27 protein-coding genes are annotated in these 25,893 nt (G+C 70.7%); 18 read left to right on the top strand and 9 right to left on the bottom strand.

The features are described from left to right. The first annotated feature begins 28 nt into the window (after window positions 1-28). The 4 genes from ACHAAC_RS12560 (at window position 29) to ACHAAC_RS12545 (ending at window position 4,065) form a co-directional block, all read left to right on the top strand. Window positions 29-1,204 (top strand): acyl-CoA dehydrogenase family protein, encoded by a 1,176-nt coding sequence (locus tag ACHAAC_RS12560; protein ID WP_435716586.1) that lies wholly within the window; start codon window positions 29-31, stop codon window positions 1,202-1,204. Continuing rightward, window positions 1,201-2,415 (top strand): CaiB/BaiF CoA transferase family protein, encoded by a 1,215-nt coding sequence (locus ACHAAC_RS12555; RefSeq protein ID WP_435716584.1) that lies wholly within the window; start codon window positions 1,201-1,203, stop codon window positions 2,413-2,415. Before ACHAAC_RS12560 ends, ACHAAC_RS12555 begins: the two co-directional genes overlap by 4 nt. A gap of 76 nt (window positions 2,416-2,491) precedes the next feature. After that, on the top strand, window positions 2,492-3,229 hold the full coding sequence (locus ACHAAC_RS12550) for an enoyl-CoA hydratase/isomerase family protein (RefSeq protein WP_435716582.1): 738 nt from the start codon (window positions 2,492-2,494) through the stop codon (window positions 3,227-3,229). After that, entirely contained in the window at window positions 3,226-4,065 is an 840-nt protein-coding gene (locus ACHAAC_RS12545) for a 3-hydroxyacyl-CoA dehydrogenase family protein (protein ID WP_435716580.1), read from the top strand. The genes ACHAAC_RS12550 and ACHAAC_RS12545 overlap by 4 nt, the downstream gene beginning before the upstream one ends. Here the strand turns inward: ACHAAC_RS12545 and ACHAAC_RS12540 are convergent. Both ACHAAC_RS12540 and ACHAAC_RS12535 read right to left on the bottom strand, forming a co-directional pair. Then, the gene (locus ACHAAC_RS12540; RefSeq protein ID WP_435716578.1) at window positions 4,053-5,045 is read right to left on the bottom strand and encodes a zinc-binding dehydrogenase; all 993 of its coding nucleotides are present in this window, start codon (window positions 5,043-5,045) and stop codon (window positions 4,053-4,055) included. The two genes, ACHAAC_RS12545 and ACHAAC_RS12540, sit on opposite strands and share 13 nt — an antisense overlap. A gap of 144 nt (window positions 5,046-5,189) precedes the next feature. Beyond that, window positions 5,190-6,647 carry an aldehyde dehydrogenase family protein gene (locus tag ACHAAC_RS12535; RefSeq protein ID WP_435716577.1) on the bottom strand — a complete coding sequence of 486 codons (1,458 nt, stop codon included), beginning with the start codon at window positions 6,645-6,647 and terminating at the stop codon, window positions 5,190-5,192. A gap of 225 nt (window positions 6,648-6,872) precedes the next feature. Between ACHAAC_RS12535 and ACHAAC_RS12530 the strand changes: the two genes are divergently transcribed. Genes ACHAAC_RS12530 through ACHAAC_RS12495 form a run of 8 tightly spaced genes read left to right on the top strand, consistent with a single transcriptional unit; the run spans window position 6,873 to window position 16,901 of the window. Continuing rightward, window positions 6,873-7,979, top strand: a complete 1,107-nt coding sequence (locus tag ACHAAC_RS12530; protein ID WP_435716575.1) for an NAD(P)-dependent alcohol dehydrogenase — start codon at window positions 6,873-6,875, stop codon at window positions 7,977-7,979. 25 nt (window positions 7,980-8,004) lie between these two features. Then, window positions 8,005-9,582, top strand: coding sequence for an FAD-dependent monooxygenase (locus ACHAAC_RS12525; RefSeq protein WP_435716574.1), 1,578 nt, complete (start codon window positions 8,005-8,007; stop codon window positions 9,580-9,582). Next, window positions 9,579-11,657, top strand: coding sequence for an acetate--CoA ligase family protein (locus ACHAAC_RS12520; RefSeq protein ID WP_435716573.1), 2,079 nt, complete (start codon window positions 9,579-9,581; stop codon window positions 11,655-11,657). The genes ACHAAC_RS12525 and ACHAAC_RS12520 overlap by 4 nt, the downstream gene beginning before the upstream one ends. Further along, window positions 11,654-13,321 (top strand): (2,3-dihydroxybenzoyl)adenylate synthase, encoded by a 1,668-nt coding sequence (locus ACHAAC_RS12515; protein ID WP_435716572.1) that lies wholly within the window; start codon window positions 11,654-11,656, stop codon window positions 13,319-13,321. The genes ACHAAC_RS12520 and ACHAAC_RS12515 overlap by 4 nt, the downstream gene beginning before the upstream one ends. A 17-nt stretch (window positions 13,322-13,338) precedes the next feature. Then, entirely contained in the window at window positions 13,339-14,433 is a 1,095-nt protein-coding gene (locus tag ACHAAC_RS12510) for a cupin domain-containing protein (protein ID WP_435716571.1), read from the top strand. Further along, window positions 14,430-15,257 (top strand): fumarylacetoacetate hydrolase family protein, encoded by an 828-nt coding sequence (locus tag ACHAAC_RS12505; protein ID WP_435716570.1) that lies wholly within the window; start codon window positions 14,430-14,432, stop codon window positions 15,255-15,257. Before ACHAAC_RS12510 ends, ACHAAC_RS12505 begins: the two co-directional genes overlap by 4 nt. Further along, window positions 15,258-15,986 (top strand): maleylpyruvate isomerase family mycothiol-dependent enzyme, encoded by a 729-nt coding sequence (locus tag ACHAAC_RS12500; RefSeq protein ID WP_435716569.1) that lies wholly within the window; start codon window positions 15,258-15,260, stop codon window positions 15,984-15,986. A gap of 54 nt (window positions 15,987-16,040) precedes the next feature. Further along, the gene (locus ACHAAC_RS12495; RefSeq protein ID WP_435716568.1) at window positions 16,041-16,901 is read left to right on the top strand and encodes a PaaX family transcriptional regulator; all 861 of its coding nucleotides are present in this window, start codon (window positions 16,041-16,043) and stop codon (window positions 16,899-16,901) included. Here ACHAAC_RS12495 and ACHAAC_RS12490 read toward each other — a convergent pair. From ACHAAC_RS12490 to ACHAAC_RS12475, 4 genes are read right to left on the bottom strand one after another with little or no spacing between them, the layout of a single operon-like run. Next, the gene (locus ACHAAC_RS12490) at window positions 16,898-17,206 is read right to left on the bottom strand and encodes a Dabb family protein (RefSeq protein WP_435716567.1); all 309 of its coding nucleotides are present in this window, start codon (window positions 17,204-17,206) and stop codon (window positions 16,898-16,900) included. The genes ACHAAC_RS12495 and ACHAAC_RS12490 overlap by 4 nt on opposite strands. Window positions 17,207-17,237: 31 nt before the next feature. Continuing rightward, window positions 17,238-17,915 (bottom strand): alpha/beta hydrolase, encoded by a 678-nt coding sequence (locus tag ACHAAC_RS12485; protein ID WP_435716566.1) that lies wholly within the window; start codon window positions 17,913-17,915, stop codon window positions 17,238-17,240. Next, window positions 17,912-18,421: a VOC family protein gene (locus tag ACHAAC_RS12480; protein WP_435716565.1), complete on the bottom strand. Its 510-nt coding sequence runs from the start codon at window positions 18,419-18,421 to the stop codon at window positions 17,912-17,914. Before ACHAAC_RS12480 ends, ACHAAC_RS12485 begins: the two co-directional genes overlap by 4 nt. A 25-nt stretch (window positions 18,422-18,446) precedes the next feature. After that, a complete protein-coding gene (locus ACHAAC_RS12475; protein WP_435716564.1) occupies window positions 18,447-19,022 on the bottom strand; it encodes an NADPH-dependent F420 reductase in 576 nt (191 codons plus the stop codon). 82 nt (window positions 19,023-19,104) lie between these two features. On the opposite strand from ACHAAC_RS12475, the gene ACHAAC_RS12470 reads away from it, so the two are divergent. After that, the gene (locus ACHAAC_RS12470; protein WP_435716563.1) at window positions 19,105-19,584 is read left to right on the top strand and encodes a MarR family winged helix-turn-helix transcriptional regulator; all 480 of its coding nucleotides are present in this window, start codon (window positions 19,105-19,107) and stop codon (window positions 19,582-19,584) included. Between the two features lie 6 nt (window positions 19,585-19,590). Here ACHAAC_RS12470 and ACHAAC_RS12465 read toward each other — a convergent pair whose 3' ends face one another. Next, on the bottom strand, window positions 19,591-20,889 hold the full coding sequence (locus ACHAAC_RS12465) for an MFS transporter (RefSeq protein WP_435716562.1): 1,299 nt from the start codon (window positions 20,887-20,889) through the stop codon (window positions 19,591-19,593). A gap of 219 nt (window positions 20,890-21,108) precedes the next feature. Between ACHAAC_RS12465 and ACHAAC_RS12460 the strand changes: the two genes are divergently transcribed. From ACHAAC_RS12460 to ACHAAC_RS12445, 4 genes are all read left to right on the top strand, one after another. Further along, the gene (locus ACHAAC_RS12460; protein WP_435716561.1) at window positions 21,109-21,435 is read left to right on the top strand and encodes a hypothetical protein; all 327 of its coding nucleotides are present in this window, start codon (window positions 21,109-21,111) and stop codon (window positions 21,433-21,435) included. 39 nt (window positions 21,436-21,474) lie between these two features. After that, on the top strand, window positions 21,475-22,272 hold the full coding sequence (locus ACHAAC_RS12455; protein ID WP_435716560.1) for an HAD-IIA family hydrolase: 798 nt from the start codon (window positions 21,475-21,477) through the stop codon (window positions 22,270-22,272). A gap of 105 nt (window positions 22,273-22,377) precedes the next feature. Continuing rightward, window positions 22,378-23,265: an NAD-dependent epimerase/dehydratase family protein gene (locus tag ACHAAC_RS12450; RefSeq protein ID WP_435716559.1), complete on the top strand. Its 888-nt coding sequence runs from the start codon at window positions 22,378-22,380 to the stop codon at window positions 23,263-23,265. After that, window positions 23,255-23,455: a hypothetical protein gene (locus ACHAAC_RS12445; RefSeq protein WP_435716558.1), complete on the top strand. Its 201-nt coding sequence runs from the start codon at window positions 23,255-23,257 to the stop codon at window positions 23,453-23,455. Before ACHAAC_RS12450 ends, ACHAAC_RS12445 begins: the two co-directional genes overlap by 11 nt. 14 nt (window positions 23,456-23,469) lie before the next feature. Here ACHAAC_RS12445 and mscL read toward each other — a convergent pair whose 3' ends face one another. Then, a complete protein-coding gene (mscL, locus tag ACHAAC_RS12440) occupies window positions 23,470-23,850 on the bottom strand; it encodes a large conductance mechanosensitive channel protein MscL (RefSeq protein WP_435716557.1) in 381 nt (126 codons plus the stop codon). A 112-nt stretch (window positions 23,851-23,962) separates the two neighbouring features. Next, complete coding sequence (locus ACHAAC_RS12435) at window positions 23,963-24,583, bottom strand: SAF domain-containing protein (protein ID WP_435716556.1); 621 nt, start codon at window positions 24,581-24,583, stop codon at window positions 23,963-23,965. Window positions 24,584-24,763: 180 nt separating this feature from the next. Here ACHAAC_RS12435 and ACHAAC_RS12430 point away from each other — a divergent pair, with 180 nt between their 5' ends. Beyond that, window positions 24,764-25,864, top strand: coding sequence for a BMP family lipoprotein (locus tag ACHAAC_RS12430; RefSeq protein WP_435716555.1), 1,101 nt, complete (start codon window positions 24,764-24,766; stop codon window positions 25,862-25,864). Window positions 25,865-25,893 lie beyond the last annotated feature (29 nt).

Here is a 25,893-nt window from a genome sequence, read left to right as displayed (position 1 = left end):
ACCAATGTGGTGGGTCACAGTGTCCGGTATGTACTCCGGAAACCCTGACGTGCCCGACGACGTCTTCGCCGACGTCCTCAAGCAGGTGGGCGCCTTCGTCCGCGACCGCGTCGTGCCGCGCGAGAACGAGATCATGAACGCCGACGCCATTCCGGACGACCTGCGAGCGCAGGTCGCCGAGATGGGACTGTTCGGCTACGCCGTGCCGCAGGAGTGGGGCGGCCTCGGTCTCGACCTCGTGCAGGACGTCGAGCTGGCCATGCACTTCGGCTACACCTCGCTGTCGTTGCGCTCGATGTTCGGCACCAACAACGGCATCGCCGGGCAGGTCCTCGTCGGCTTCGGCACCGACGAGCAGCGCGAGCAGTGGCTGCCCGGCATCGCCTCCGGCGAGGTCGTCGCCTCCTTCGCGCTGACCGAGCCCGGCGCCGGCTCCGACCCTGCCGGGCTCAAGACCGTCGCACGCGCCGACGGCGACGGCTGGGTCCTCGACGGCAACAAGCGGTTCATCACCAACGCCACCGAGGCCGACCTCTTCGTGGTGTTCGCCAGGCTCGACCCGGCCCCGGAGAAGGGCAACGGCATCGCGGTGTTCCTCGTTCCGGGCGATGCCGAGGGCCTCCAGGTAGGGGTCAAGGACGCCAAGATGGGGCAGGAGGGCTCCCGCACGGCCGACGTGACCTTCGACGGCGTGCGCATCGGCCCCGAGGCCCTCGTGGGCAGCGACGCCGCGGTCGGCTACAAGGCGGCGATGACCTCGCTCGCCCGGGGACGGATCCACATGGCCGCCCTGGCGGTGGGCGCAGCCGAGCGCGCCAAGGACGAGTCAGTGGCCTACGCCGCGTCCTCCACCCAGGACGGGACACCGATCGGCAGCTTCCAGCTCGTCCAGGCGATGCTCGCCGACATGGCCACCGGCGTCATGGCCGGTCGGGCGATGGTCCGGGAGGCCGCACGGGCCTACGAGTCGGGCGAGGACCGTCGCATCGCTCCCTCGGCAGCGAAGCTGTTCTGCACCGAGATGGCCGGCGAGGTCGCCGACCTCGCCGTCCAGGTGCACGGCGGCACGGGGTACATGCGCGAGGTCCCGGTCGAGCGCATCTACCGCGACGTCCGCCTGATGAGGCTGTACGAGGGCACCAGCGAGATCCAGAGGCTCATCATCGGCGGCGGACTCGTCCGCGCCGCCCAGGCGCGCTCATGACCGACCTGCCCCTCGACGGACTCACCGTGGTGGCCGTGGAGCAGGCCGTCGCCGCACCGCTCGCGACCCGCAACCTCGCGGACCTCGGTGCCCGCGTGGTCAAGATAGAGCGAGTCGGCGACGGCGACCTGGCGCGCGGCTACGACCACGTCGTGCACGGCACGGGTGCACACTTCGTGTGGCTCAACCGCGGCAAGGAGTCGGTGGCGCTCGACCTGAAGGCCCCCGCTGCCCTGGACGCGCTGCACAGTCTGGTGGCTGGCGCTGACGTCTTCGTGCAGAACCTCGCCCCGGGCGCCGCGGACCGGTTGGGCCTGGGGCCGGACCGACTCCGGGCGGAGCACCCGGAGCTCGTCGTCGCGGGGATCTCCGGGTACGGCGCCGGCGGCGCGATGGAGCACCGCAAGGCCTACGACATGCTGATCCAGGCCGAGGCCGGCCTGATCTCCGTCACGGGGACGACCGACGAGCCGGTGAAGACCGGCATACCGACGGCAGACATCGCCGCCGGCATGTACCTCTCGCAGGCGGTCGTGGCGGCGCTGCTCCGCCGGTTCCGCACCGGTGAGGGCGCCACGATCGACGTCAGCATGTTCGAGGCGACCGTCGAGTGGCTCGGGCACGCCCTCTACACCCAGATGTCGACCGGCAGCCAGCCCGCGCGGATGGGGGTCGGCCACTCGGCGATCGCGCCCTACAACACCTACCCCACGGCGGACGGGGAGATGCTCATCGGCGTCCAGTCCGACAGCGGCTGGCGCACCCTGACCGAGGTGCTGGACGTCCCCCAGGCCGCGTCCGACCCCCGGTTCGCGACCAACGTGGATCGCGTGGCGCACCGTGAGGAGTGTGACGCGCTGGTGGCCGGGCGGACCCGGACGTGGTCGACCGTCGAGCTGGACCGGAAGCTCGCGGCGGCCGGCATCCCGGCCGCCCAGCTGCGCGGGATGGACCACGTGCTCACCCATCCACAGCTGCGAGAGCGCGACCGCTGGAGGTCCGTCGGCACGGAGTTCGCTCGTGTCGACGCCCTCCTGCCACCGGCGACCTTCGCCGACGTCGAGGCCCCCATGGGCGACGTGCCGGCCCTGGGCCAGCACACCCACGCTGCCCTGGTCGGGATCGGCCTCGACCCGGCCGCGGTGGACGGACTCATCACCACTGGCGCGGCCGGCCAGGCCGCCGCCCACGCACCCGCAGCCCGGGTCTGATGACGCCCACATCGAAGGAGAAGATCATGGACGTCCACCGGGTCGGTGCTCGCTCGCCCGTCCCAGGTGAGCGTCCATGAGCACCGCCATCCTCGTCGAGGAGCGGGACGACCGTGTCGTCGCCACGCTGAACCGGCCCGAGGTGCGCAACGCCATCGACCGGCAGACCTCCAGCGAGCTGAACGGCCTGTGCGCGCTGCTGGAGGAAGATCCGCGGATCCTCCTGCTCACCGGAGCAGGGGAGAGCTTCGCCGCCGGTGCCGACATCAACCAGATGCGCGAGCGCCGTCGCGACGACGCACTGCGTGGCATCAACTCCGCGGTCTTCTCGCGCCTGCAGAAGCTCCCCATGCCCACCATCGCGCTGATGGACGGATACGCCCTCGGAGGCGGTGCCGAGCTGGCTTACGCCTGCGACTTCCGGCTCGGCACCACCCGCGTGAAGATCGGCAACCCCGAGCCCGGCCTGGGCATCCTGGCCTCGGCCGGGGGCACCTGGCGCCTTCGCGAGCTGGTGCCCGAGACCGTGGCCAAGGAGATGCTCCTGGCAGGCCGGATCCTCGACGCCGACGCCGCCCGCGCCGCCGGCCTGCTCAGTGAGGTCGTCGAGCCTGCGGAGCTGCTGGACGCCGGTCACCGGTGGGCCGACCGGATCGCCGCCCAGGTCCCCCTGGCCATCAGGCTGACCAAGGCCGTGTTCCATGCGCCGCGCGAGTCCCATCCCTTCGTCGACGACCTCGCCCAGGCCGTCCTGTTCGAGACCGACGAGAAGCACGAGCGAATGACCCAGTTCCTGGAGAGGAAGAAGCGATGACCGTAGAGCGAGTTGGCGTGTACGGCGGAGGCCGCATGGGGGCCGGGATCGCCCACGCGTTCGTGGTGACGGGTCACGACGTCACGGTCGTGGAGTCGACGCCGGAGACCGTCTCGGCAGCGCACGAGCGTGTGGAGGCCTCGGTGCGCAAGGCGGCGGAGCTGGGCAAGCTCGACCATCCCGTCGAGAAGGTGCTGTCTCGGGTGCGGGTCACCGCGAACCCTGCCGACCTGGGCGACGCGACGCTCGTCGTCGAGGCGGTGCCGGAGATCGTGGACCTCAAGGCCGGCGTGCTCACCTCCATCGAAGAGAACGCCCCCAGCGCCGTCATCGGGTCGAACACCTCCAGCCTGTCCATCGACTCCCTCGCCTCCGCACTCGCCCGCCCGGAGAACCTCATCGGCCTGCACTTCTTCAATCCCGTGCCGGCCAGCGACCTGGTGGAGATCGTCGTGGGCGCCGCGACGACGTCCGACCTCGTCGAGCGGGCACGGGCCTGGGTCGAGCGGCTGGGCAAGACCGCCATCACCGTGACGGACTCACCCGGCTTCGCCTCCTCGCGGCTCGGCGTCGCCATCGCGATGGAGGCCATGCGGATGGTCGAGGAGGGAGTGGCCTCGGCCGAGGACATCGACACCGCCATGACCCTGGGCTACAAGCACCCGGTCGGCCCCCTCAGGACCACCGACCTCGTCGGCCTCGACGTCCGCCTGGCCATCGCCGAGCACCTCGCCCGCGAGGTCAGCGACCGGTTCACCCCACCCCAGGTCCTGCGCGACAAGGTGGCGGCAGGCGACCTCGGCCGCAAGAGCGGCCGCGGCTTCTACGACTGGTGAGGGTCGGTGAGCACAACGCCCTTTCCGACGAGGGTCCCCGCCTCCATGTCCCGGTGCGCCTCGACGATCTCCTCCAGAGGGTAGGTGCGGGAGAGGGGCACGTCGACGGTGCCGGCCGCCACATCGTCCAGAAAGGCCTGAAGCACCTCGGGGGGCAGGTCGGACGCCTCGCCTGAGTAGGCGCTGAGCCGGACGGTGTTCGGCAGGAAGTCGATCGGGTAGAAGTCTGGGACGGTCCACCGGTCCGAGAGCATCCCGGTGAAGCAGACCGTGCCGCCGCGGCGGACCGAGAGAACCGTGTCGTGCAGGGTGTCGGTGCCGACCAGCTCCACGGCGACGTCCACACCTGCGGGCACGACCTCCCTGACCGCCTCGTGGATGGACCCGGTGTCCAGGACCACGATGTCCGCATGCTCTCGCAGGCTCTCGGCGCGAGAGGCGCTGCGCGTCGTGGAGACCACCTGCAACCCGGCCCGTCGGGCCAGGACGGCGATCGCGAGCCCGATCGACGACGTCCCGCCGCGGACCAGGATGGTCTCCCCGGCGACCGCGCCGAGACCGGCGGTCAGGGTGCCGTGGGCGGTCTGCAGCATCTCCGGCACGGCACCGAGGACGTTCCAGGGCAGGTCGCTGGCGAAGGGGATGACGCACGAGAGCGGGACCGCGACGTGCTCGGCGTAGCCGCCGTCGATCGTGCGTCCCATCCCGCCCATGAGCGCGGCCACCTGGGTGCCCGGAGCGAGCTCGTCGCCAGGCGCCTCGACGACCTCACCGACTGCCTCGATGCCGGGGATCCGGGGGAAGTCACCGAACGAGCCGAGCCCACGGCGAAAGTGCAGCTCGGACCGGTTCAGGCCGAAGGCGCGCACCCGGATCAGCACCTCGCCCGTCGAGGGAGTGGGCACGGGGACGTCGCGCAGCTGCAGTGTCTCCGGGGGTCCGGGACCGTCGAGGACGATCGCTCGCATCGTGGTGCTCATGGTGGTGCTCCCGTCCTCCGGCCGCCGGTGGGTGGTCCGATGACAGTCCCAAGGCCGCAGGCCGGCGTGTTGTTCCCGTCCCGCCGACGGAGCGAGGGCACCGGGCCACTGTCGGCCGGTGCCCTCGCTCGTCCGCGTGGTGGCCTACTTGAGGCGGCGGATCGAGTGCTCCTCGACGTACTCCGCCATGCCGGCAGCGCCGAACTCGCGCCCGATGCCGCTCTGCTTGATGCCACCGAACGGCATCCGCAGGTCGAGGGACTCGAAGGAGTGCGTGTTGATGAAGGTGCTCCCCGCCTCCACCTTGCGCGCGAACTCCAGACCTCGATCCGGGTTGCTCGTCCACACTGAGCTGCCCAGGCCGTAGTCGGAGTCGTTCGCCCAGGCCAGCGCCTGGGCCTCGTCGTCGTAGGCGACGACGGGGATGACGGGACCGAACTGCTCGCAGCTGGTGATGGTCGAGTCGTGATCGGTGTCGCGAACGACGTGCGGCAGCACGTAGTAGCCGTCGTCCCAGCCGCTCGGGTCGAGCTTCTCGCCCAGCTCGACGACCTTGGCGCCGGAGCTCTTCGTCTGGGCGATGAGGTCGGTCACTCGGTCGAACTGCGCCTTGTTGTTGAGCGGTCCGAAGGTGGCGTTCGCGTCGAGGCCGTGGCCCACCCGGTAGTTCGCGACGCGGTCGCACAGGGCGTCGACGAACGTGTCGTACTGGGACCGCGGCACGTAGACGCGCTTGACGGCGAAGCAGATCTGGCCCGTGCGGGTGTAGATCCCACCGAGCATGCGATCGAGGGTCAGCTCCAGGTCCGCATCGTCCAGCACGACGGCCGGGTCGTTGCCGCCGAGCTCGAGCGTGACGTTCTTGACGGAGTCCGCAGCCGACTTCATGACGTGGGTGGCCGTGGCGGTGCCTCCGGTGAAGCCGATCTTGCGCACGAGCGGGTGGCTCGTGAGTGCCGAGCCGACCTCGGTGTCACCGATGACGACGTTGAGGACGCCCGGGGGCAGGACCGCCGCGACCTTCTGCAGCAGCATCGTGAGGGCGGCCGAGGCGAACGGGGACGGCTTCAGGACCAACGTGTTGCCGGTGGCGAGGGCCGGTGCCAGCTTCATCATGGTCAGGACGACGGGCATGTTCCAGGGCACGATGGCCGCGGCCACGCCGCGGGGCGCCTTCTCGATGCGGACGTAGCTCTGGTCGTCGTCGAGCTCGACGGTCGTGAAGAACTCCTCGACGAGGCTCGCCGTGTGCTGCAGGACGCCGGTGCCGAGCATGAAGTCGGTCTGGGCCTCCCACAGGACGCCACCGTGCTCGCGCACGAGCAGGCCGGCGAGCTCCTCGCCACTGCCTGCGACGACGTTGGAGGCCTCCATGAGGAGCGCGGCGCGCTCGGCAGGGGAGCGGTCGCGCCATGCCGGGAAGGCGGCATGGGCGGCACGGACCGCGCGGTCGACGTCGTCGGCGGTGCCGATGGCGACACGGGCGGCGACCGTGCTCAGGCGACCCGGGTCCGGGTGGTCCCGCAGGTTCGTCGGCTCGACCGCCTGTCCGTCGATGAGGTGACCCACTTGGGGGGCGATGGCGTGGTCGGTGATGGTCACGAGGACTCCTTGTCAGGTCGTGGACCCGCGTGTCGTCGCGGGGCTGCACATGGCGGTGGTGCAGGTCACACCCCCACCATGTGTCAGAAATGTGTCGCACGTCAAGCATTTGACACATTTTCTTCGAGAGCCGTTTACACCGGACGTGCTGTGTGACATCTTCGAGGCGGACCACTTGATCAATGTCACGCATTGGTCGACCCGACTCGCCCACGAAGGATCACCATGAGCATGACCGTGAAGGCCGCCGTCGCCAGGGAGCAGGGCGCAGCCCTGACCATCGAGGACCTTGAGCTCGACGAGATGCGTGAGGACGAGGTGCGCGTGCGCCTCGTCGCGACGGGGGTGTGCCACACCGACGCGATCGTCCGTGACGGCGTCTACCCGACGCCGCTGCCGGCCGTGCTCGGCCACGAGGGTGCGGGAGTCGTCGAGGCCGTCGGTCGTCTCGTCACGACGGTGCAGCCCGGGGACCACGTGATCATGTCGGCCGCGTACTGCCGGCACTGCCGCGAGTGCCGCGCCGGCCGGATGGCCTACTGCGAGAACCTCTTCGCCCAGGACTTCGGCGGGCGTCGCGAGGACGGCACCACGGCGTTCTCCAAGGACGGCGAGGTCATCTCCTCCCACTTCTTCGGCCAGTCCGCGTTTGCCACCCAGGCCAACGTGAGCGAGAGCAGCATCGTCAAGGTCGACCCCACGGTCCCGCTCGAGCAGGTCGCCTTCCTCGGTTGCGGCATGCAGACCGGCGCCGGAGCCGTCCTGAACGAGCTCCGTCCGCCCGCAGGGTCGTCGATCGCCGTCTCGGGAGCGGGTGCCGTGGGCCTCGCTGCGGTGATGGCTGCGGCCGTCGCCGGCTGCACCACCATCGTCGCGGTCGACCTGCACGCGTCCCGACTCGAGCTCGCCACGAACCTCGGCGCGACGCACGTCGTCGACGGGTCGACCCAGGACGTGACGGCGGCCTTGGCGGAGATCACCGACGGACGTGGGCTCGACTACATCCTGGACACCACTGCCGTGCCGGCGGTCCTGGTCCGGGCCGCCGAGTCCCTGGCCATCCGAGGGACGCTCGCCCTGGTCGGTGCGGCGGCGCCCGGCACCGAGGCAGCCTTCGAGATCGGGGGATCCCTGGTCAAGGGCTGGACCTTCAAGACGATCGTGCAGGGCAGCTCGATCCCGCAGGACTTCATCCCACGGCTGGTGTCGTTGTGGCAGCAGGGACGGTTCCCGGTGGAGAGGCTGGTCAGGACCTACGCACTGGAGGACGTCAACACCGCCTTCGAGGACTCCGCCTCAGGTGCGGTCGTCAAGCCCGTCGTGGTCTTCTGAGAGCGCCGAGGACGAGGGAGAAGCAATGAGCGTGCGCACTGCTGTCGTCGGCGGGGGCCCGGGGGGTCTGTTCGCGGCCGCCCTGATCGGTCGCGGCCTGCCCGGCGCCGAGGTCATCGTCTACGAGCGCAACGAGCGAACCGATGCCTTCGGCTTCGGCGTCGTGTTCTCCGACGCGACGCTGCGTGCCATCGACGCGGCCGACCCCGTCCTGCGGAAGGGGCTGGAGGAGTTCGGGACGCACTGGAACAGCATCGGCGTCTGGAACCGCGACGAGCGGCACCACTTCACCGGCAACGGCATGGCCGCCATCCACCGGCGCAAGCTGCTCGAGCTGCTCCAGGCCAACGCGGAGCAGGCCGGGGCCACGCTGCGCTTCGGCGAGGAGGCGCCCGGCGTCGACCGGCTGGCGGAGGACTTCGACCTCGTCATCGGCGCCGACGGCACCAACTCCACGGTCCGACGTCACCTCGGGGACGAGGCGCTCGGCCACTCGACCGAGACGGCCGTCGCCAAGTTCATCTGGTTCGGCACGACCTACCTGTTCGACGGGCTGACCTTCGTCCACCGGGAGTCCGAGCACGGGGCCTTCGCCGTGCACGGCTACCCCATCAGCGACGAGCTCAGCACCTTCATCGTGGAGACCGACGAGGCGACCTGGCGCAGGGCCGGGCTCGACTCCTTCGACGTGACGCAGCCCCCCGGCACCTCGGACACGCAGAGCCAGCAGTACCTCGAGAAGCTCTTCGCCGACGACATCGAGGGTGCCGAGCTCGTGACCAACAACTCGCGCTGGGGGAACTTCGTCACCCGCCGTACCTCGACCTGGCACGAGGGCAACGTCGCCCTGCTGGGGGACGCGGTGCACACGGCGCACTTCTCGGTCGGATCGGGCACCAAGATGGCGATGGAGGACGCCGTCGTCCTCGCCGAGGAGATCGTGCGCACCCCGGACGAGCTTCCCCGGGCGCTCGAGGCCTACGAGGCCACGCGGCAGGCGTCCGTCGCCAAGATCCAGAGCTCCGCCCGACCGAGCCTCTCCTGGTGGGAGCGCTTCGGCCAGTATCGAGCCCAGCTCGACCCCACGACCTTCGCCTTCCACTTCTTCTCCCGCACCATCGACATCGAGCGGATCGCTCGTCGCGACCCCGACCTCGTCGAGTCCGTCCGGACTCATTGGCGGGACCAGCACGGCAGCGAGGTGCTCGAGACGCCGCTGGCCCTGCCCGGCCTCCCTCGCTCCGCATCCGGCCGTGTCCTGCGTTGGACCGCGGAGGGCGATGAGGTGACGCTCCACGATGACGAGGGCGAGGTCCTGCGGGCCTCGGGGTCGTCGACCGGCCCTGCCCTCGTCGTGCAGGCACCCCAGCGGGAGGACGACGTGGACGGCGGCCTGCGCGACGTCCCCGACACGGCAGAGGTCGTCGTGGTCCGCGGTGGAGCGGACCTGCCGCGGACCCTGCTGTGCGAGGAGCTCCGGCTGAGCCGGTCGCGCGTCGTGATCCTGGCCGACGAGGTCGACGATGCCGTGGCGGAGACGCTCGTGGTCTCCGGTCGCGTCGACGCAGTGGCCCGGTCCGCCCAGGCGGAGGACTCGGCATGAGCGCGTCTCTGAGCGCAGTCGGCTCTGCCCTCGACCCGCTGCTGGCACCCCGGGGGGTCGTCGTCATCGGTGCCTCCACGGAGCCGACCAAGCTAGGCGGCGTCATGGCCCAGAGCCTGCAGTCCTTCTCGGGGCACCTGGCACTGGTCAACCCCCGTGGTGGTGACGGGTTCCACCCGGACGTCGCGTCCGCGCGCGCCGCCTCGCCGGTCCCGATCGACCTCGCGATCCTCTGCGTCCCGGCCGCGGCGTGCGCCGGGGCGGTGCGGGCCTGTGCGGCCGAGGGCGTGGGGGCCGCGCTCGTCTGTGCCGGCGGCTTTGCCGAGGCCGGGGACGAGGGTGCGGGGCACCACGACGATCTCGTGACGGCCGCCCGGGAGTCCGGCGTCCGGCTGCTCGGCCCCAACACCTCCGGCTTCCTCGTCCCGCGGTCCGGCCTGACGGCGAGCTTCGTCCCCGGTGTCGCCGACGTCGAGGACGGCAGCATCGGCCTCGTGGCCGCGAGCGGGGGGCTGAACCACGCGCTCGCCTTCGCTCTGCAGCGCCAGGGCAGCGGACTGAGCGTGGGCGTGGGCATCGGGGCCGGGGTCGACGTCGACGCCGCCGAGGTGGTCGAGCACCTGGCGGCTGACACGGCGACCACGGCCATCGCGCTGCACCTGGAGACCGTGCGGGACGGGCCGCGCCTGCTCGCGGCCGTCCGGAGCGCCACCCGGGTGAAGCCCGTGGTGGTGCTGGTGGTCGGCCAGCACGACATCGGCGACTTCGCGGCGTCCCACACGGGGGCGTTGGCGACGTCGTGGCGCACGACGCGCTCGCTCCTGCGCCAGGTCGGAGCGGTCGTGGTGGACGACGAGCAGGAGCTGGTGGTGGCGGTCTCCGCGCTCTCCCTGGCGCGGCTCGACCCGATCGAGCGTGCCGGCGTCGCACTCGTCACGGGACAGGCCGGTCCGGGGCTCGTCATCGCCGACACCCTGCACGACAACGACGTGGACCTCCCGGCGCTGGCGCCCGCGACCCGGGACGGGCTCGCGAACCTGCTCCCGCCCATCACCTTCCAGGCCAACCCCGTCGACACGGGACGGCCGGGCCCCCAGCACGGGGCCGTCGTCGCCACGGTCGCGTCCGATCCACAGGTCCACCTCGTGGCGGTCTACGGCCTGACCGAGCCGGTCGTCGACCTCCCGGCCGTCGTGGATGCCGCCGACCTCGGCGACGTCCCGGCCATCGTCGGCATCGACGGACCGCAGACGGAGGTCGAGATCGGCCGCACCACCGCGGCCAAGCTCGGCCTGCCCTTCACGGTGGGTGCGACGGCACTTGCGCAGGCCTCGGCGGCCCTGGTCCGCGACGCCCGCGCCCAGCACCGTGGGCAGGGTCCGCAGACGACGATGACGTCGATCCCGGCCGACGGCGGGCCGTGGGACGAGGCACGCGCGAAGGACCTGCTCGACGCCGCGGGTCTCACGACGCCTCGCCGTCGACTCTGTCGCGACCGGGCGGAGGTGCTGGCCAGCCTCGAGGTCCTGTCTGGCCCCGTCGTGCTCAAGATCTGCGACCCGGACATCCTGCACAAGAGCGACGTGGGAGGTGTGCGCGTCGGTCTGCGCGACGTCGACGAGCTGGGCTCTGGCCTCGACGCGATGGCGAGCCTCGGGGCCGGCCCGTGGCTGGTGGAGGAGATGAGCGAGTCCGGACCCGAGCTCGTCGTCGGCGCCCGTCGAGACCCCGTCTTCGGCCCGGTCGTCGTCGTCGGGGTCGGCGGCACCGCCACCGAGGTCTACGGGGACGTCGCGATCCTCGGCCTGCCCGCCACGGACCGACAGATGGACCAGATGACGAGCGAGCTCGCCGGTCGCGCCCTGATCGAGGGCCATCGTGGCTCGACCAGCGTCGCTCCCGCACAGGTCGCCGACGTCGCCAGACGGCTCGGCGCACTGCTGGAGGCGAACCCGCACGTGGTCGAGATCGAGGTCAACCCCCTCAGGGCCACGCCCGACGGACTCGTCGCGCTCGACGCCGTCGTCATCACGTGCCCGGACCAGCACGCGGACCAGGAGAAGAGGAACCGATGAGCCACCACACCAGCGAGGGCACCGTCCCGTGGCCGGACGACGTCGCTTCTGAGTACCGGCGTCTCGGCTACTGGGAGGACCGCACCCTGTGGGAGGTGCTCCACGAGACCGCGCAGGCCCGGCCGGACAAGGTCGCCGTGGTCGACGGGCCGACGCGACTCACCTACGCCGAGCTGTTCGACCGGTCCGAGGCAGCGGCACGCCGCCTGCTCGCCCTCGGCCTCGAGCCCGACGACCGGCTCCTGGTGCAGCTGCCGAACGGATGGGAGTTCGTCGCCCTGACCCTCGCCTGCTTCCGCTCAGGGATCATCCCGGTCATGGCGCTGCCAGCCCACCGCCGGCACGAGCTCAACCACCTCGCCGGCGTCTCCGAGGCCAGGGCCATCGCGGCACCGGACCGCCTGCGGGACTTCGACCACCAGGCGCTCGCGCACGACCTCTGCGGCGCCCTCCCCGACCTCGACCACGTCATCGTTCTCGGCAAGGCCGAGCAGGGCGCGACCGCTCTCGAGGACCTCCTGGCACCGGGGTCGGACGGCCCGGGCGAGGGTGGCCCCCTTCTCGACCTGCCGCACCCCGACGCCCCGGCCTGCTTCCTCATCAGCGGGGGCACCACCGGCCTGCCCAAGCTGATCGTCCGGACCCACAACGACTACGTGTGCAACATCAGGGCCACGGCCGCCACGGCCGCGCTCGAGGAGGCCTCGGTCTACCTCGGCACCCTGCCGGCCAGCCACAACTTCCCCCTCGCCTGCCCCGGCATCCTCGGAGCGCTGTTGCTGGGCGGCACCGCCGTGATGCTGCCGAGCCCCGCACCAGAGCGTGTCTTCGCGACCATCGAGGCCGAGGGCGTCACCATCGCGGCGGCGGTCCCGGCCGTCGCCCAGGCCTGGCTGGACCACCAACGTGCCGTCGGCGGCGACCAGCTGCGGTCCCTGGAGGTCCTGCAGGTCGGTGGTTCCCGCCTGCCCGACGAGATCGCGCGCCACATCGGCCCAGAGATGGGCTGCCACCTGCAGCAGGTGTTCGGCATGGCCGAGGGCCTCATCAACACGACCCGCCTCGACGACTCCGAGGAGGTCATCTGCACCACCCAGGGTCGACCGGTCCATCCCGGCGACGAGGTGCGGATCCTGGACGTGATGGGCCGCGAGCTGCCGCACGGCCAGCCGGGTGCGATCTACACCCGCGGGCCCTACACGCCGAGGGGCTACTACCGCGCCGCAGAGCACAACGCCCAGGCCTTCCTCGACGGGTGGTACGGCAGCGGAGACGTCGTCGTGCAGCACGCCGACGGCAACCTCGTCGTGCACGGCCGGGACAAGGACATGATCAACCGGGCCGGGGAGAAGATCAGCGCGGAGGCGGTGGAGAGCCTCGTCTACGAGATGGACTCCGTCGCGATGGTCGCCGCCGTCTCGATGCCGGACGAGCGTCTGGGGGAGCGGGTCTGCATCTACGTCGTGCCCCGTCCGGGCAGCGACGTCCCGACCCTCGAGGACGTCGTCGAGCACTTCCGTCGAGCCGAGGTGGCCGCCTTCATGCTCCCCGAGCGTCTCGAGCTCGTGGAGGAGCTGCCGACGACCAAGGTCGGGAAGATCGACAAGCGCCGACTCCGCGACGACATCACCGAACGACTCGCATCTGCCCAGCAGAGCGTCTGAGGAAAGGACTCCGTGCCATGACCGACATCGCGACCCCGCCACCGCCGACCGCGGAGGAGCAGGAGCAGATCGAGAAGCTCTACTCCGACTTCGACGATCAGCACCTGATCCCGCTGTGGACACAGATCGGTGATCTCATGCCGCAGACGCCATCGCCCAGCGCGGTGCCCCACGTCTGGCGGTGGAAGACCCTGCTCCCCCTGGCCGAGCGTGCCGGGGACCTCATCCCGGTCGGACGCGGCGGCGAGCGCCGGGCCATCGCCCTGGCCAACCCGGGTCTGGCTGGCCGGCCCTACGCGACCCCGACCCTGTGGGCCGCCATCCAGTACCTCGGCGCGCACGAGGTGGCACCCGAGCACCGCCACTCCCAGAACGCCTTCCGCTTCGTCGTCGAGGGCGAGGGCGTCTGGACGGTGGTCAACGGTGACCCGGTCGCGATGCGACGCGGTGACTTCCTGCTGACCCCCGGCTGGCACTTCCACGGTCACCACAACGAGACGGACCAGCCGATGGCCTGGATCGACGGTCTCGACATCCCGTTCGTGCACTACGCCGACACCAGCTTCTTCGAGTTCGGGACCGAGAACGTCACCGACGAGTCGACGCCGGACGTGTCGAGGTCCGAACGGCTGTGGGGACACCCCGGGCTGCGTCCGCTCTCCGGCCTGCGCGACACCGTCAGCTCGCCCATCGGGGCCTACCGCTGGGAGCACACCGACCGAGCGTTGGCCGACCAGCTGGACCTGGAGGCGCAGGGGTTCCCCGCCACGGTCGAGCCCGGCCACGCGGCCGTCCGCTACGTCAACCCCACCACGGGTGGCGACGTCATGCCGACGATCCGAGCCGAGTTCCATCGCCTTGCTCGCGGAGTCCAGACACGGACCCGCCGCGAGGTGGGGTCGTCGGTCTACCAGGTCTTCGAGGGCCAGGGCGAGCTCGTGCTCGACGGTGAGCCGCACGCGGTCGAGAAGGGGGACATGGTGGTCGTGCCCTCGTGGGTCCCGTTCTCGATGTCGTCCGAGCACGGCCTCGACCTGTTCCGGTTCGGCGACCAGCCGATCATCGAGAAGCTCGCTTTCCACCGCACGTACATCGAGGGAGAAGACGCATGAAGCTGGTGACGTTCAGGGTGCCCGGAGGGCACCGAGCAGGACGACTCGACGGAGACGTCGTGACCGAGATCGACGCGACCGACGTGGGACAGCTCCTGTCGCGGGAGGACTGGCAGGAGGTCGCCGCTGTGGCGAGTGGCCCCCAGCACTCCTTGGCCGACCTCGACCTGGCGCCCGTGGTCCCCGAGCCGAGCAAGGTCATCTGCGTCGGGCTCAACTACCGGCAGCACATCCTCGAGATGGGCCGGGACCTCCCGGAGCACCCCACGCTGTTCGCCAAGTTCGCAGACTCCCTGATCGGGCCCGCGGACACGATCGTGCTGCCTCCCGAGGACGACGCGATCGACTGGGAGGCCGAGCTGGTCATCGTGATCGGCACCAGCTGCCGCCGGGCGAGCGCCGGCGAGGCCGAGGCCGCCATCGCGGGCTACACCGTCGCCAACGACGTCTCCATGCGGACGTGGCAGTTCCGGACCCGGGAGTGGCTGCAAGGCAAGGCGTGGGAGGCCTCCACGCCCGTGGGGCCGGCCGTGGTCACGCCGGACGAGTGGTCGCCCGGTCCGACGATCCGCACGGTCCTCAACGACGAGACCATGCAGGAGGCGCCGACAGGTGATCTGGTGCACGGTCCGGTGGACCTCGTCCGATACGTCTCCACGATGACGACGCTGCGTCCGGGCGACCTCATCCTGACCGGCACCCCCGGCGGCGTCGGCCACGCCCGCACGCCGTCGCGCTACCTGGTCGACGGCGACCACCTCGTCACAGCCATCGACGGCCTCGGTGAGCTGAGCAATCCCGTCGTCGCCGAGACGGTGGACTGAGTGGGCGCGCGGGTCGACCTCGCGACCGACCCGGACGTCGTGCAGGACCTCGCGACCGTCCGGGCCGGGACGGCCTACTTCCGCCGCGTGCTGAACGGCCTGTCCGACGGCGACCTTGCCGATGAATCCCTGCTGCCCGGGTGGAGCCGCAAGCACGTCGTGGCCCACGTGGGCTACAACGCGCGCGGCATCGCCCGGCTCACGCAGTGGGCGGCGACGGGAGTCGAGACGCCCATGTACTCCTCGCCCGACGCCAGGGGTCGGGAGATCGAGGAGGGCGCCACCCTGAACCCGGAGGCGCTGCGACACCTGTGCGAGCACAGCGCCATCGACCTCGACGTCAGGTGGCGGGATCTGCCCGACGAGCGGTGGCGGTCCGAGGTCGTGACCGCGCAGGGCCGCACCGTGCCGGCGTCCGAGACGATCTGGATGCGGATCCGGGAGGTCTGGCTGCACGCGATCGACCTCGACGCCGGTGGTCGCCTCGTCGACGTCCCGCCGACAGTTCTGACCCGCCTGCTCGGTGACATCACCGGCGCCTGGACCGCACGTGGCGAGGGCGCCGGACTCGGCGTCGTGCTGGAGGCCGGGGTGGTGCTCGGCGACCCCGATGCGGAGCTCAGGGTGTCCGGCTCCCTGCCGGAGCTGGCGCGCTGGGCGACCGGCCGCGGCGTCGCCACCGACCTCGACTGGACGGGCGCGCCGCTGCCCGCGCCGCGCTGGATCTGAGCACTCATGGTGTCGTCGGTGCACCTCGCGCGCCCGGCAGGGCATCATGAGTCCATGGCTCAGACACCGCGGTCGTTGATCCTCGACCTCTACGGTGACTACCTCCGATACGTCGGCCCCGAGGTCCGCCTGACGCCCTTGACGACGCTCCTGGCGGAGTTCGGCGTGACGTCGGCGACGGCCAGGGTGACCATGTCGCGCCTGCGCAGGGAGGGATGGTTCACCACCCGCCGCATCGGACGGGAGACCGCCTACACGTTGAGCCAGGAGATGCTCGAGGTGCTGGAGGACGGTCGGCAACGGATCTTCGCGCCTCCCACCGTCGGCTGGGACGGCGGCTGGACCATGGTGATCTACCAGCTGACGGAGTCCGAGCGGCACGACCGCGAGCGGCTGCGCAAGGCCCTGTCGTGGCACGGGTTCGGGCCGTTGACGACCTCGACGTGGCTCGCGCCCGGCGACCGTCGGGAGGAGGCCACGACGCTCACGCAGGACTTCGCGAGGGACCGGATCCACATCCTGCAGTGCTCCAGCGGCGGGATCGAGGCCGACCGGGACCTCGCCCGACGTTGCTGGGACCTGGACGAGCTGGCCGCGAGCTATAGCGAGTTCATCACGGAGAACCGGTCGTTGACCGCGAGGGCGGCGTCGCTGGAGGGGGCCGACGCGCTGCGGGCGCGGACGGAATTGATCGCGACCTTCCGGCACTTCCCGTTCCTGGACCCCCGGTTGCCCGAGGAGCTGCGGCCTGACGACTGGCCCGGGGTCGAGGCGCACGAGATCTTCCGCACCGCCCACGCGGACATGGCCGAGGCCGCCGAGGAGCACGTCGCCGCTGTGGTGGGTGCCCCTGTCGAGGCACCTCGGCCGGAGAGCGACGGGGCTCTCCGGCCGAGTGGAGCAAGGTCGTCCTAGGCGCCGCTGGTCGTGGCGTCGATCTGGAAGGCGTTCCAGGAGGCGGACAGGGGAGTGACGTGGTCCTCGACGAACGCGACATGGGCCGGCGCCTCGATGTAGGTGCGCCAGGCGTCTGCGTCGGCGAAGTCAGCGACGATGCCGACGTCCGCGTTGCCGGGGTTCAGGCCCAGGTCGGTTCCCGACCGGAACGACTCGACGCCGTCGATCTTCGTCGGCAGCGCCTCCATGGCCTCGACGAAGGCCGAGCGCTGCTCGGAGGTGGTGTCCTTGGTGAAGCTCATGCTCCAGACGTGGGTGATCATGGCGATCCTTCTTTCCTTGGGGGTGGTGGGTTCAGGTGGTGGGTGCGGCGCCAGCCCGTGGCGACGATGGCGCCGCGATGAGCTGCTCGGTGATCCAGCCGGCGAGGTCGGCCACCACGGACGCTGTGAGCGCATGGCCACCCGGGGAGCGGCGTGCCGCGACGGGCGCGCCGGACTCCTCGTTCAGGTAGCGCCACGTGCGCTCGAGCAGGTCCGCGGGGATGACGTGGTCCTGGTCGCCGTGGGCGACGAAGACCGGCAGGCGGGTGAGCCGACCAGCGTCCACCGGGACCCCGGCCTCGAACGGCAGGGTGCCGAACAGGGTGGCGACCGCGGTGAAGCGCGCCGGGTCGCTCAGAACGAGGCCACCGGCGAAGGCAGCGCCCCCGCTGAAGCCGACGAGGATCACCGGGCGGCTGGCGCGAGAGGACTCGTCGAGCCAGGCGCGGAACCACGACATGGTGGCGGCCAACGACTCGGCCACAGGTCGTCCGATGCCGCGGTTCGCGAACCAGGCGTAGCCACCGTTCTCGGCGATCGGTGCCCTGACGGCGGCGTAGGAGACGCCGGCAGGGAGGTGGGAGGCGAGGCCGATGATGTCGGCCTCGCTCGATCCCCGTCCGTGCAGCAGCACCACGAGCGGGGCATCCGGACCGGTGTCGCCGAACGTCGCGACCACCGGGGCCGAGAAGCTCTCGGCGCCACTCATCGGGGGTCCAGTGGGACGAGCTCGGAGCCGGTGCGCACGCCACCCCATCGCTCGACCTCACCGGCGAGGTCGAGACGGTCGACGGGAGCCGCGTTCTCGTAGGCGCCCCACTCCGCGCGGGGGAGCATCCACATGACCTCGAACTCGTTGCCGTCCGGATCGTGGCCGTAGACGCTCTTGGTGGCACCGTGGCTCGACTCACCCGTGTAGGCGTCGAGGTTCGCCAGCGTCGTCCGGCTCTGCTCGAGCTCATCGATCGTGTCGACCTGCCACGCGAGGTGGTAGAGCCCGAGAGCGCCGCGGGGGCGCCGGGGCTGCTCGCCGACGCCGAAGAGTCCGAGGTCGTGGTGGTTGCCCGATCGGGGCAGCCGGAGGAAGGCCGCGTTGGCACGCGGCTCCCGTGCGGCCACCTGCATCCCGAAGGCCGCCTCGTAGAAGGCGACACTCCGGGACAGGTCGGACACGTAGAGCACGGCGTGGTTGAGTCGGACGGGGTTGACGGTCATGAGGTCTCCTGGTCGGGTGTGATGGTCAGCGGACGGTGCCGAAGCCGCCGGTCCACGAGACCTTCTCGCCGGCGGCGAGCGTCAGCTGCAGGAAGCCGAGGGCCTCGAGCTCGCGGGCACGCTTGAGCGAGCCGGCGTCGAGGGCGTCGAGGCCGCCGGACGTGACGACGTCGGCGAGGGTCGACTTCGCGTCCGTGTCGTCACCGGCGATGAGGACCGTGGTCGTCAGGTCACCGATCGCACCGGAGGACAGAGTGCCGGCGAAGGTGGTGTTGAAGGCCTTCAGCACGTGGGACTGGGGGAGCGCGGTGGCGACCTCGGCGGCAGCCGAGCTGTCGGCCGGCACCGTCAGCGCGTCGAAGGTCTCGAAGTCCAGCGGGTTGGTGATGTCGACGACGATCTTGCCGGCGAGGCTCCCGGCCCGCGTCGAGATGATCTCGCGAAGGGCCGGGTAGGGGACGGCCAGCACGACGACGTCGCCAGTGACCTCGGCGTCGGAGTCGGCCCTGCCGATGAGCTGGACGGTGTGTCCGCCACGCTCGGCGAGCGAGGCGATGGCCTGGCCCATGGCGCCGGGTCCGACGATGGAGATGGTGGTCATGTGAACTCCTCAATAGTTGTTGCTTTAACTAAAGCGTAGAGGAACATGGTTGTAAATACAACCAAAGCGGTAGGGTGTGACCATGGACACGAGGTGGTTGACCGAGGACGAGCGCACGGCCTGGTTGCGCCTGATCGCGATCGTCGAGCTGCTTCCCGGCGCGCTGGACGGGCAGCTGCGACGCGATGCCGACCTGACGCACTTCGAGTACTTCGCGCTGGCGATGGTCTCGGAGGCGCCGGATCGCGTGCTGCGGATGACCGAGCTCGCCCAACGCTCCAACGCGACCCTTCCGCGTCTTTCGAACGTGGTGAAGCGCCTGGAGGGCAAGGGCCTGCTGGAGCGCTCACCGTGCCCGCAGGATCGTCGGGCGACCAACGTGTCCCTCACCGACGACGGGTGGAGCGCCGTCGTGGCTGCGGCGCCGGGCCACGTCGCCGCAGCGCGTCGTCTGGTCATCGACTCCCTCACCCCCGAGCAGGTGGAGCAGCTCAGGACGATCGGGGACGCGGTGCTGGCGAGCCTCGACCCGTCCGGCGACCTCACCGCGCTGTACGGGTGAGCCGCGTCAGATCTTCCTCGATCGCGGCACGAGGCTGATCGCCACGGCGCCGACCGCCGCCACGGCCGCGAAGAGGTAGAAGTTCCAGTCCACCCCGAGGGCGGAGCCGACCACCAGGCCGCCGAGCGTCGGGCCGAGGATGGCGCCGAGACGGCCCACGCCCAGCGACCAGCCGAGCGCCGTCGCCCGGCTGTTGTCGGGGTAGTGGGTCGCGACGAAGCCGTTGATCAGGATCTGGGTGCCGACGCTGCCCAGGCCCGCGACGGCGACGAGAGCCATCAGCAGGGGGGTGCCCAGGTCCACGCTCAGTCCGAGGATCGACACGACGGCGGCCGCGAACGCTGCCGTTGTGACCGGGCGCGATCCGACGCGATCCGCCACGCGGGAGGCCCCGAGCGCCCCGATGATGGCGCCCGCGTTCAGGACGAGGAGGAACGTCAGTGAGTTGCCGAGGTCGTAGCCCGCCTCGGTCATGATGTTGGGCAGCCAGGTGTTGAGCCCGTACACCAGCAGGAGCCCGCAGAAGCTCGCCGCGGCGAAGAGGACGGTCTGTGAGCGGTACTGCTGGGAGAAGAGGACGCCGAGCGAGTTCCTCAGTCCGGGGCGGTCCGCCTCTTCCCGCGGGGTCTCGTCCAGCGTGAGGCCGAACCGGTCCGCGAGTGCCCGTGCTTCCTCCATGCGGCCCTTGCTGGCGAGCCACGCGGCGGACTCCGGCAACCAGATGAGCGCGACCGGAAGGATGACGATGAGGGGCAGGGCGCCGACCGCGTAGAGCACCGTGAAGCTGGCCTCGGGCAGGAGAGCGAGGCCGGCGACCGCGGCCAGGATCCCGCCGACGGAGTAGCCGCTGTACATGAGGGCGTTGTTGAACTGGCGTCGATGGGCGGGGGAGTACTCCACGGTGAGCGCGATGGCCGTGGGGACCACCCCGCCCAGGCCGAGTCCGGACAGGAAGCGCAGCACGGCGAAGGTCTCGACGTTGGGCGAGAGCGCTGTCAGGGCCATGCCGACCGAGAACCACGCCACGCAGGCGATCAAGACCTTCCGTCGGCCGAGCAGGTCGGTGAGGGCGCCCGCGACGAGGGTCCCGATGAGCATGCCGATGAGCGCGTAGCTGCCGATGGATCCGGCCTGCTCGGGACTGACGTCCCACTCCTGGTAGGCGAGGATCGACGGGACGGTCGCGCCGTAGACCACGAGGTCGTAGCCGTCGAAGACGATCGTCAGGAAGCAGATTCCCACCACGAGCAGCCCGGAGCGCGGCTTCTCGCGAGGAGTGCTGGGGGCGGGAGTGGTCGACGTCATGGGTCCGCTCTCGATCGGCAGGAGTGGTGTGCATCACCATCATGTGACGCTTATGAGTGGTGCGTCAAGAAGATGTCACATAATTCTCGTGCCGAGCACTCGTCGCGACCATGGGCGACGAGGTGCCCCTCCCGTGCCGGTCTCCGACGATCTGTCGATCGGGGTGCGCGATGACGTCTGCGGGCGGTAGCGTCCTGAGCACCAACGGCTGGAGGCCTCATGAGCTCGACCGACGATCGCGGCAAGCGCGTCGATCGGTCACGTGTCGCCATCTATCGGCTCACCGACGAGCGCTCCCAGCAGGCCGTGCTGGACGACTTCCGCACCGCTGCCATGGTCGGTGTCCTCGCCCTCGGAACCCACGGGCCGGACGGCCCACGTGTCGTCGTGCGGTGCCGTACCGCGGGCGATGAGATCCTCGTCGACCACGTGGTGCGACAGCTCGACCCCGCCTGTGACCTCGTCACCGAGCCGGTGCACTCGACGGCCGAGCTCGTCCACCCGAGCATGATCGCGCCGACGTCCGAGGACGAGCACACGACGTAGGATCGAGGGACACCAGCACACGACAGCAGGGGAGGGCCGGTGACCGGGACCAAGCGAGTCGATGCGTGGCTGACGGACATGGACGGTGTCCTCGTGCACGAGGAGAGAGCCGTCCCCGGAGCAGCCGAGTTCATCGCTGCCCTGCGCGAGCTGGGCCTGCCGTTCCAGGTGCTCACGAACAACTCCATCTACACGCCCCGCGACCTGCGGGCACGACTGGGGGCGACCGGCATCGACGTCCCGGAGAGCGCCATCTGGACGTCCGCCCTCGCCACGGCGCAGTTCCTGGCCGACCAACGGCCCGACGGCACGGCCTACGTCATCGGCGAGGCCGGCCTCACCACGGCGTTGCACGACATCGGCTACGTGATGACGACCCGCGACCCGGAGTACGTCGTGCTGGGGGAGACGCGCACCTACTCCTTCGAGGCGATCACCCGTGCGATCCAGCTGATCGAGAACGGGTCCCGGTTCATCGCGACCAACCCCGACCCGACCGGCCCCTCGGCCACCGGCTCGCTCCCGGCGACGGGCTCGGTCGCTGCGCTGATCACCAAGGCCACAGGAGTCGACCCCTACTTCGTCGGCAAGCCGAACCCGCTGATGATGCGCAGCGCGCTGAACGAGATCGAGGCCCACTCCGAGAGCACCGTCATGATCGGCGACCGCATGGACACCGACGTGCTCTCCGGGCTCGAGGCGGGGCTGCGCACCATCCTGGTGCTGACCGGCTCGACGGCGGCCGGCCAGGTGGACCGCTACCCGTTCCGACCCACCAAGGTCCTGGACTCCATCGCCGACGTGGTGCCTCTCGTGCGTGAGCTGCACGGGAGCTGAGCGCTGCCGACGGAAGGCACTGGGCGACAGAAGGCGAGAGCGGTACGATGGTCGGGCTCGCGGGCACCACCATCGCCCGTGCTGCGACGAAGCTCGGAGTGATGCGTGAAGGTTTTCCTGATCGGAGCCTGCGGTGTCATCGGCCGATCGGCCACGACCGCTCTGCTCCACGACGGACATGCCGTGGTCGGCCTGTCGCGATCTCGCGACGCCGCACGGTGTCCTGACGTCGAGGTCCGACGCGGGTCCGAGCGCGACCGCATCGCCCTAGCGGCCACGATGCAGGACTGCGACGTCGTCGTGAACCTCGGCCCGGAGCAGCCCGTCGGCCACGTCGCCGCCCTGCCCGGCGCCTGGCGGGCCCACGACCTCGCCCACGGCATCGGCTCCGCCCGAGTTGCGGGCGCTGCGGCACAGGTGGGCGTCCCGCGTCTGGTGCAGGTGAGCACCAGCGCCCTCTACGCCGGTGCGGGGGATGACTGGGTCGACGAGCACTCCACGATCGACCTCACCCAGACCAGCGAGCCCGCGGTGCTGGCCGAGGCCAACGCGGAGGCCTTCGGCCGTGAGGGTGGCGACCACGTCGTGCTGCGGCTGGGCCGGCTCTCCGGGCCCGTGCCGCACAGCCGCTGGATGGTCCGCCGAGCACGTTCAGGGCGCCCCACCGGCTTCGGTGACCCCTCGTCCTGGATCCACCTGCTCCACGTCGACGACGCCGGAGCGGCGATCGTGGCGGCGCTCACGGCCCCGCCGGGCACCTACAACGTCGGTGCAGAGCCCGCGCGTCGCCAGGACCTCACCGAGCAGTACGCGATCGCCGGAGACCGACGCGGAGGACGCTTCCACTCACGCCTCGTGCAGCGGCTCGGTGGACAACGCCTGGAGATGCTGACCCGCTCGCAGCGGGTGAGCTCCCAGCGATTCTCCGACCGGACGGGCTGGTACCCGCTGTACCCCAAGCTCACGCCCGACTGGTTCGACGATGTCCGCTGAGCGCTCTGCCGCGGAGGTCGGGGCCGCCGTTGCCGAGGCCGAGCGCCGCCGACGAGCGGCCCTGCTGCTGGGTGACCTGCTGCCGGAGTCCACCTCCGACGACGTCGAGGGCCGGGACGAGGTCGAGGCGTCGAGCCTTGCGCGTGAGGCCGAGCTCAGACGAGACGTCCCGCCCCATCACGGCGGCTGAGTCCGTCTTTCGGCTCAGACCGGACGCTGCAGCGAGTCGCGGATCTCGCGCAGGAGCTGGACGTCCTCCGAGACCCCCTCGGGCTCGGGCTCCTTGCCCCGGTTCAGTCGCTCGTTGAGCTTCTTCATCGGGGTGACGACGAAGAAGTAGACCACCGCGGCGGTGATGACGAACGTGATGACGGCCGTGATGAACGCACCGACCGTGAAGACCTGGTCTCTCACCGTGAAGCTGAGTCCCTCGGGCCCACCACCGCCGGCCAGACCGATGAGCGGGTTGATGAACGAGGCGGTGAAGGAGGAGACGAGCGCCGTGAAGGCCGTTCCGACGACGACGGCGACCGCGAGGTCGACGATGTTCCCCCTGAGCAGGAAGTCCTTGAATCCCTGGAGCATGACGGTCCCCTTCGATGACGGGTGGATGAGACTGCGACATGGGGAGCGTAGCCAGCCCGGGCCCCGGAGTCATCCATCCGTCGCCGCGAGCCGCTCGTCGTGCGCCGCCGGCTCACGTCCCGGGCGTGGTGAGCACGCCCAGGCGTGCGTCCACCGCCGCCTCCGCGAGCGCGACGGCGACCTCCCGCTCGGCCGCGACCCGCACCACGGCGCTGGCCCCGGGATCGTCGTCGGTGACCGCGTCCACGGCCACGACCTCGACGTCACGAGCGACGATCGTCCCGCGCGGCTGCCCCCGGGCCCCCTCGGGCACGACGGCCACCACGTCGACGTGCTCACCGACCCGGACGGACTCCACCTCCACCGGGTCGGCGACGCGCACCGTCGCCACGACCGTCCCGGGGGAGTGGCCCAGGAGCGTCCCCTCGCCCAGGACCCGGGCGTCGGTCAGGGTCTCGCCGCGACGCACCGGCCCGGCGAGCCGACTGCCGACGACGTCGCGGGTCCGACCGGCGGCCCGCTCCGGGACGAGCTCGACAGGAACGTCCGCGACCCGCAGGTCGGCATCGGCGAGGTCGGTGCCGCTGGGCAGGTCGCGCGCAGCCACCACGACCGGCTCGGTGGTCGGCGCCGCGGTGCGCACCGAGGCGAGACCGGCGAGGACGGCGAGCCCGGTGCACACGGCTGCCAGCACGCGTCGGTGCTCCAGGAGAAGACGGCGGAGGCGTTCCATGGCCGCACGCTAGGTCGCCGGGCGCCTTCGTGCCGGGGGTCGTCCACAGGCCGTCTGCCGGGGGCAGGTGACAAATCGGTTACGGCTCACCCCAATGCTCTCTGGACCCTCCCCGCGGGGGCCGCGCTTGGCTAGGGTGCGGGGGTGCCGGAGTGACCGGCCCCTGAACGAGGAGGACATGTGCGTCGACTGACGAGCATCGCTGCCGGTCTGGCAGCATCCGGACTGGTCCTGACGGCCTGCGGCACCGCGGCTGACGACGAGGGTGAGTCGGCCGAGGAGGTCCAGTGCGAGACCACCCAGGTCGAGGGTGAGCCGAAGGTCGGCCTGGCCTACGACGTGGGCGGTCGCGGCGACCAGTCCTTCAACGACTCGGCCTACGCGGGCATCGAGCGCGCGGTCGACGACTTCGGGGTGGAGTTCACCGAGTCCGAGGCCGGCAGCGAGGAGGACGACTCGGTCCGCGAGGAGCGCCTGCGCACCTTCGCCGACGACGGCTACAACACCATCGTCGGCGTCGGCTTCGCCTACTCCAACGCGGTCAACGCCGTGGCCCCGGACTACCCGAACGTGGCCTTCGGGGTCATCGACGGCTTCGATCCCGACGCCGACCCCGACTCGGGCGAGATCGCGCCCGACGCCGTCAACTGCAACGTCGCCTACCTGACCTTCGCCGAGAACGAGGGCTCCTTCCTCGCCGGCGCGGCCGCTGCGCTGGAGTCCGAGACGGGCACCGTCGGCTTCGTCGGCGGCGTCAACAACGAGCTCATCAACAAGTTCCTGGCCGGCTACCAGGCCGGTGCCGAGGCGGCGGACCCCGAGATCGAGGTCCTGACCGCCTTCGTCGACGAGGCCGACCCCGACATCGGCTTCGGCTCGCCCGACATCGCCAAGGGTGCTGCCGACGCGCAGTTCCAGGACGGTGCCGACGTCGTCTTCCATGCAGCGGGTGGCTCGGGGGCCGGCGTCTTCGACGCCGCGGTCGAGGCCGACGCCAGCTCCATCGGCGTCGACTCCGACCAGTTCGAGACCGCCAGCGAGGAGCAGCGCCAGACGATCATCACCTCGATGGTCAAGCGAGTCGACACCGCGACGTACGACTTCATCCAGAGCGTCGTCGACGGTGAGCCCGACGCGAACTTCACCACCTTCGACCTTGCGAGTGAGGGCGTGGGCTACTCCACCAGCGGTGACTTCCTCTCCGATGAGACGATCAGCGAGCTGGACGACTTCCAGCAGCAGATCATCGACGGGGAGATCGAGGTTCCTGCCGCACCGTGATCGACCCAGGGCGCTCGGTCCGAGGGGAC

Source organism: Aeromicrobium sp. CF4.19, assembly GCF_051262555.1.
Lineage (GTDB): Bacteria > Actinomycetota > Actinomycetes > Propionibacteriales > Nocardioidaceae > Aeromicrobium.
Note: the sequence above shows the minus strand (reverse complement) of the source record. Positions and strands in the feature narration are given on the sequence as shown.

Bases quoted from the DNA above. Each gene is read 5' to 3' on its own strand.
- ACHAAC_RS12445 (WP_435716558.1), top strand. From the start codon at position 23,255: ATGTCCGCTGAGCGCTCTGCCGCGGAGGTCGGGGCCGCCGTTGCCGAG.
- ACHAAC_RS12505 (WP_435716570.1), top strand. From the start codon at position 14,430: ATGAAGCTGGTGACGTTCAGGGTGCCCGGAGGGCACCGAGCAGGACGA.
- ACHAAC_RS12520 (WP_435716573.1), top strand. From the start codon at position 9,579: ATGAGCGCGTCTCTGAGCGCAGTCGGCTCTGCCCTCGACCCGCTGCTG.
- ACHAAC_RS12510 (WP_435716571.1), top strand. From the start codon at position 13,339: ATGACCGACATCGCGACCCCGCCACCGCCGACCGCGGAGGAGCAGGAG.
- ACHAAC_RS12495 (WP_435716568.1), top strand. From the start codon at position 16,041: ATGGCTCAGACACCGCGGTCGTTGATCCTCGACCTCTACGGTGACTAC.
- mscL (WP_435716557.1), bottom strand. From the start codon at position 23,850: ATGCTCCAGGGATTCAAGGACTTCCTGCTCAGGGGGAACATCGTCGAC.
- ACHAAC_RS12485 (WP_435716566.1), bottom strand. From the start codon at position 17,915: ATGAGTGGCGCCGAGAGCTTCTCGGCCCCGGTGGTCGCGACGTTCGGC.
- ACHAAC_RS12470 (WP_435716563.1), top strand. From the start codon at position 19,105: ATGGACACGAGGTGGTTGACCGAGGACGAGCGCACGGCCTGGTTGCGC.
- ACHAAC_RS12515 (WP_435716572.1), top strand. From the start codon at position 11,654: ATGAGCCACCACACCAGCGAGGGCACCGTCCCGTGGCCGGACGACGTC.
- ACHAAC_RS12545 (WP_435716580.1), top strand. From the start codon at position 3,226: ATGACCGTAGAGCGAGTTGGCGTGTACGGCGGAGGCCGCATGGGGGCC.
- ACHAAC_RS12550 (WP_435716582.1), top strand. From the start codon at position 2,492: ATGAGCACCGCCATCCTCGTCGAGGAGCGGGACGACCGTGTCGTCGCC.
- ACHAAC_RS12555 (WP_435716584.1), top strand. From the start codon at position 1,201: ATGACCGACCTGCCCCTCGACGGACTCACCGTGGTGGCCGTGGAGCAG.
- ACHAAC_RS12490 (WP_435716567.1), bottom strand. From the start codon at position 17,206: ATGATCACCCACGTCTGGAGCATGAGCTTCACCAAGGACACCACCTCC.
- ACHAAC_RS12465 (WP_435716562.1), bottom strand. From the start codon at position 20,889: ATGACGTCGACCACTCCCGCCCCCAGCACTCCTCGCGAGAAGCCGCGC.
- ACHAAC_RS12435 (WP_435716556.1), bottom strand. From the start codon at position 24,583: ATGGAACGCCTCCGCCGTCTTCTCCTGGAGCACCGACGCGTGCTGGCA.
- ACHAAC_RS12460 (WP_435716561.1), top strand. From the start codon at position 21,109: ATGAGCTCGACCGACGATCGCGGCAAGCGCGTCGATCGGTCACGTGTC.
- ACHAAC_RS12560 (WP_435716586.1), top strand. From the start codon at position 29: ATGTACTCCGGAAACCCTGACGTGCCCGACGACGTCTTCGCCGACGTC.
- ACHAAC_RS12540 (WP_435716578.1), bottom strand. From the start codon at position 5,045: ATGAGCACCACGATGCGAGCGATCGTCCTCGACGGTCCCGGACCCCCG.
- ACHAAC_RS12475 (WP_435716564.1), bottom strand. From the start codon at position 19,022: ATGACCACCATCTCCATCGTCGGACCCGGCGCCATGGGCCAGGCCATC.
- ACHAAC_RS12525 (WP_435716574.1), top strand. From the start codon at position 8,005: ATGAGCGTGCGCACTGCTGTCGTCGGCGGGGGCCCGGGGGGTCTGTTC.
- ACHAAC_RS12480 (WP_435716565.1), bottom strand. From the start codon at position 18,421: ATGACCGTCAACCCCGTCCGACTCAACCACGCCGTGCTCTACGTGTCC.
- ACHAAC_RS12530 (WP_435716575.1), top strand. From the start codon at position 6,873: ATGAGCATGACCGTGAAGGCCGCCGTCGCCAGGGAGCAGGGCGCAGCC.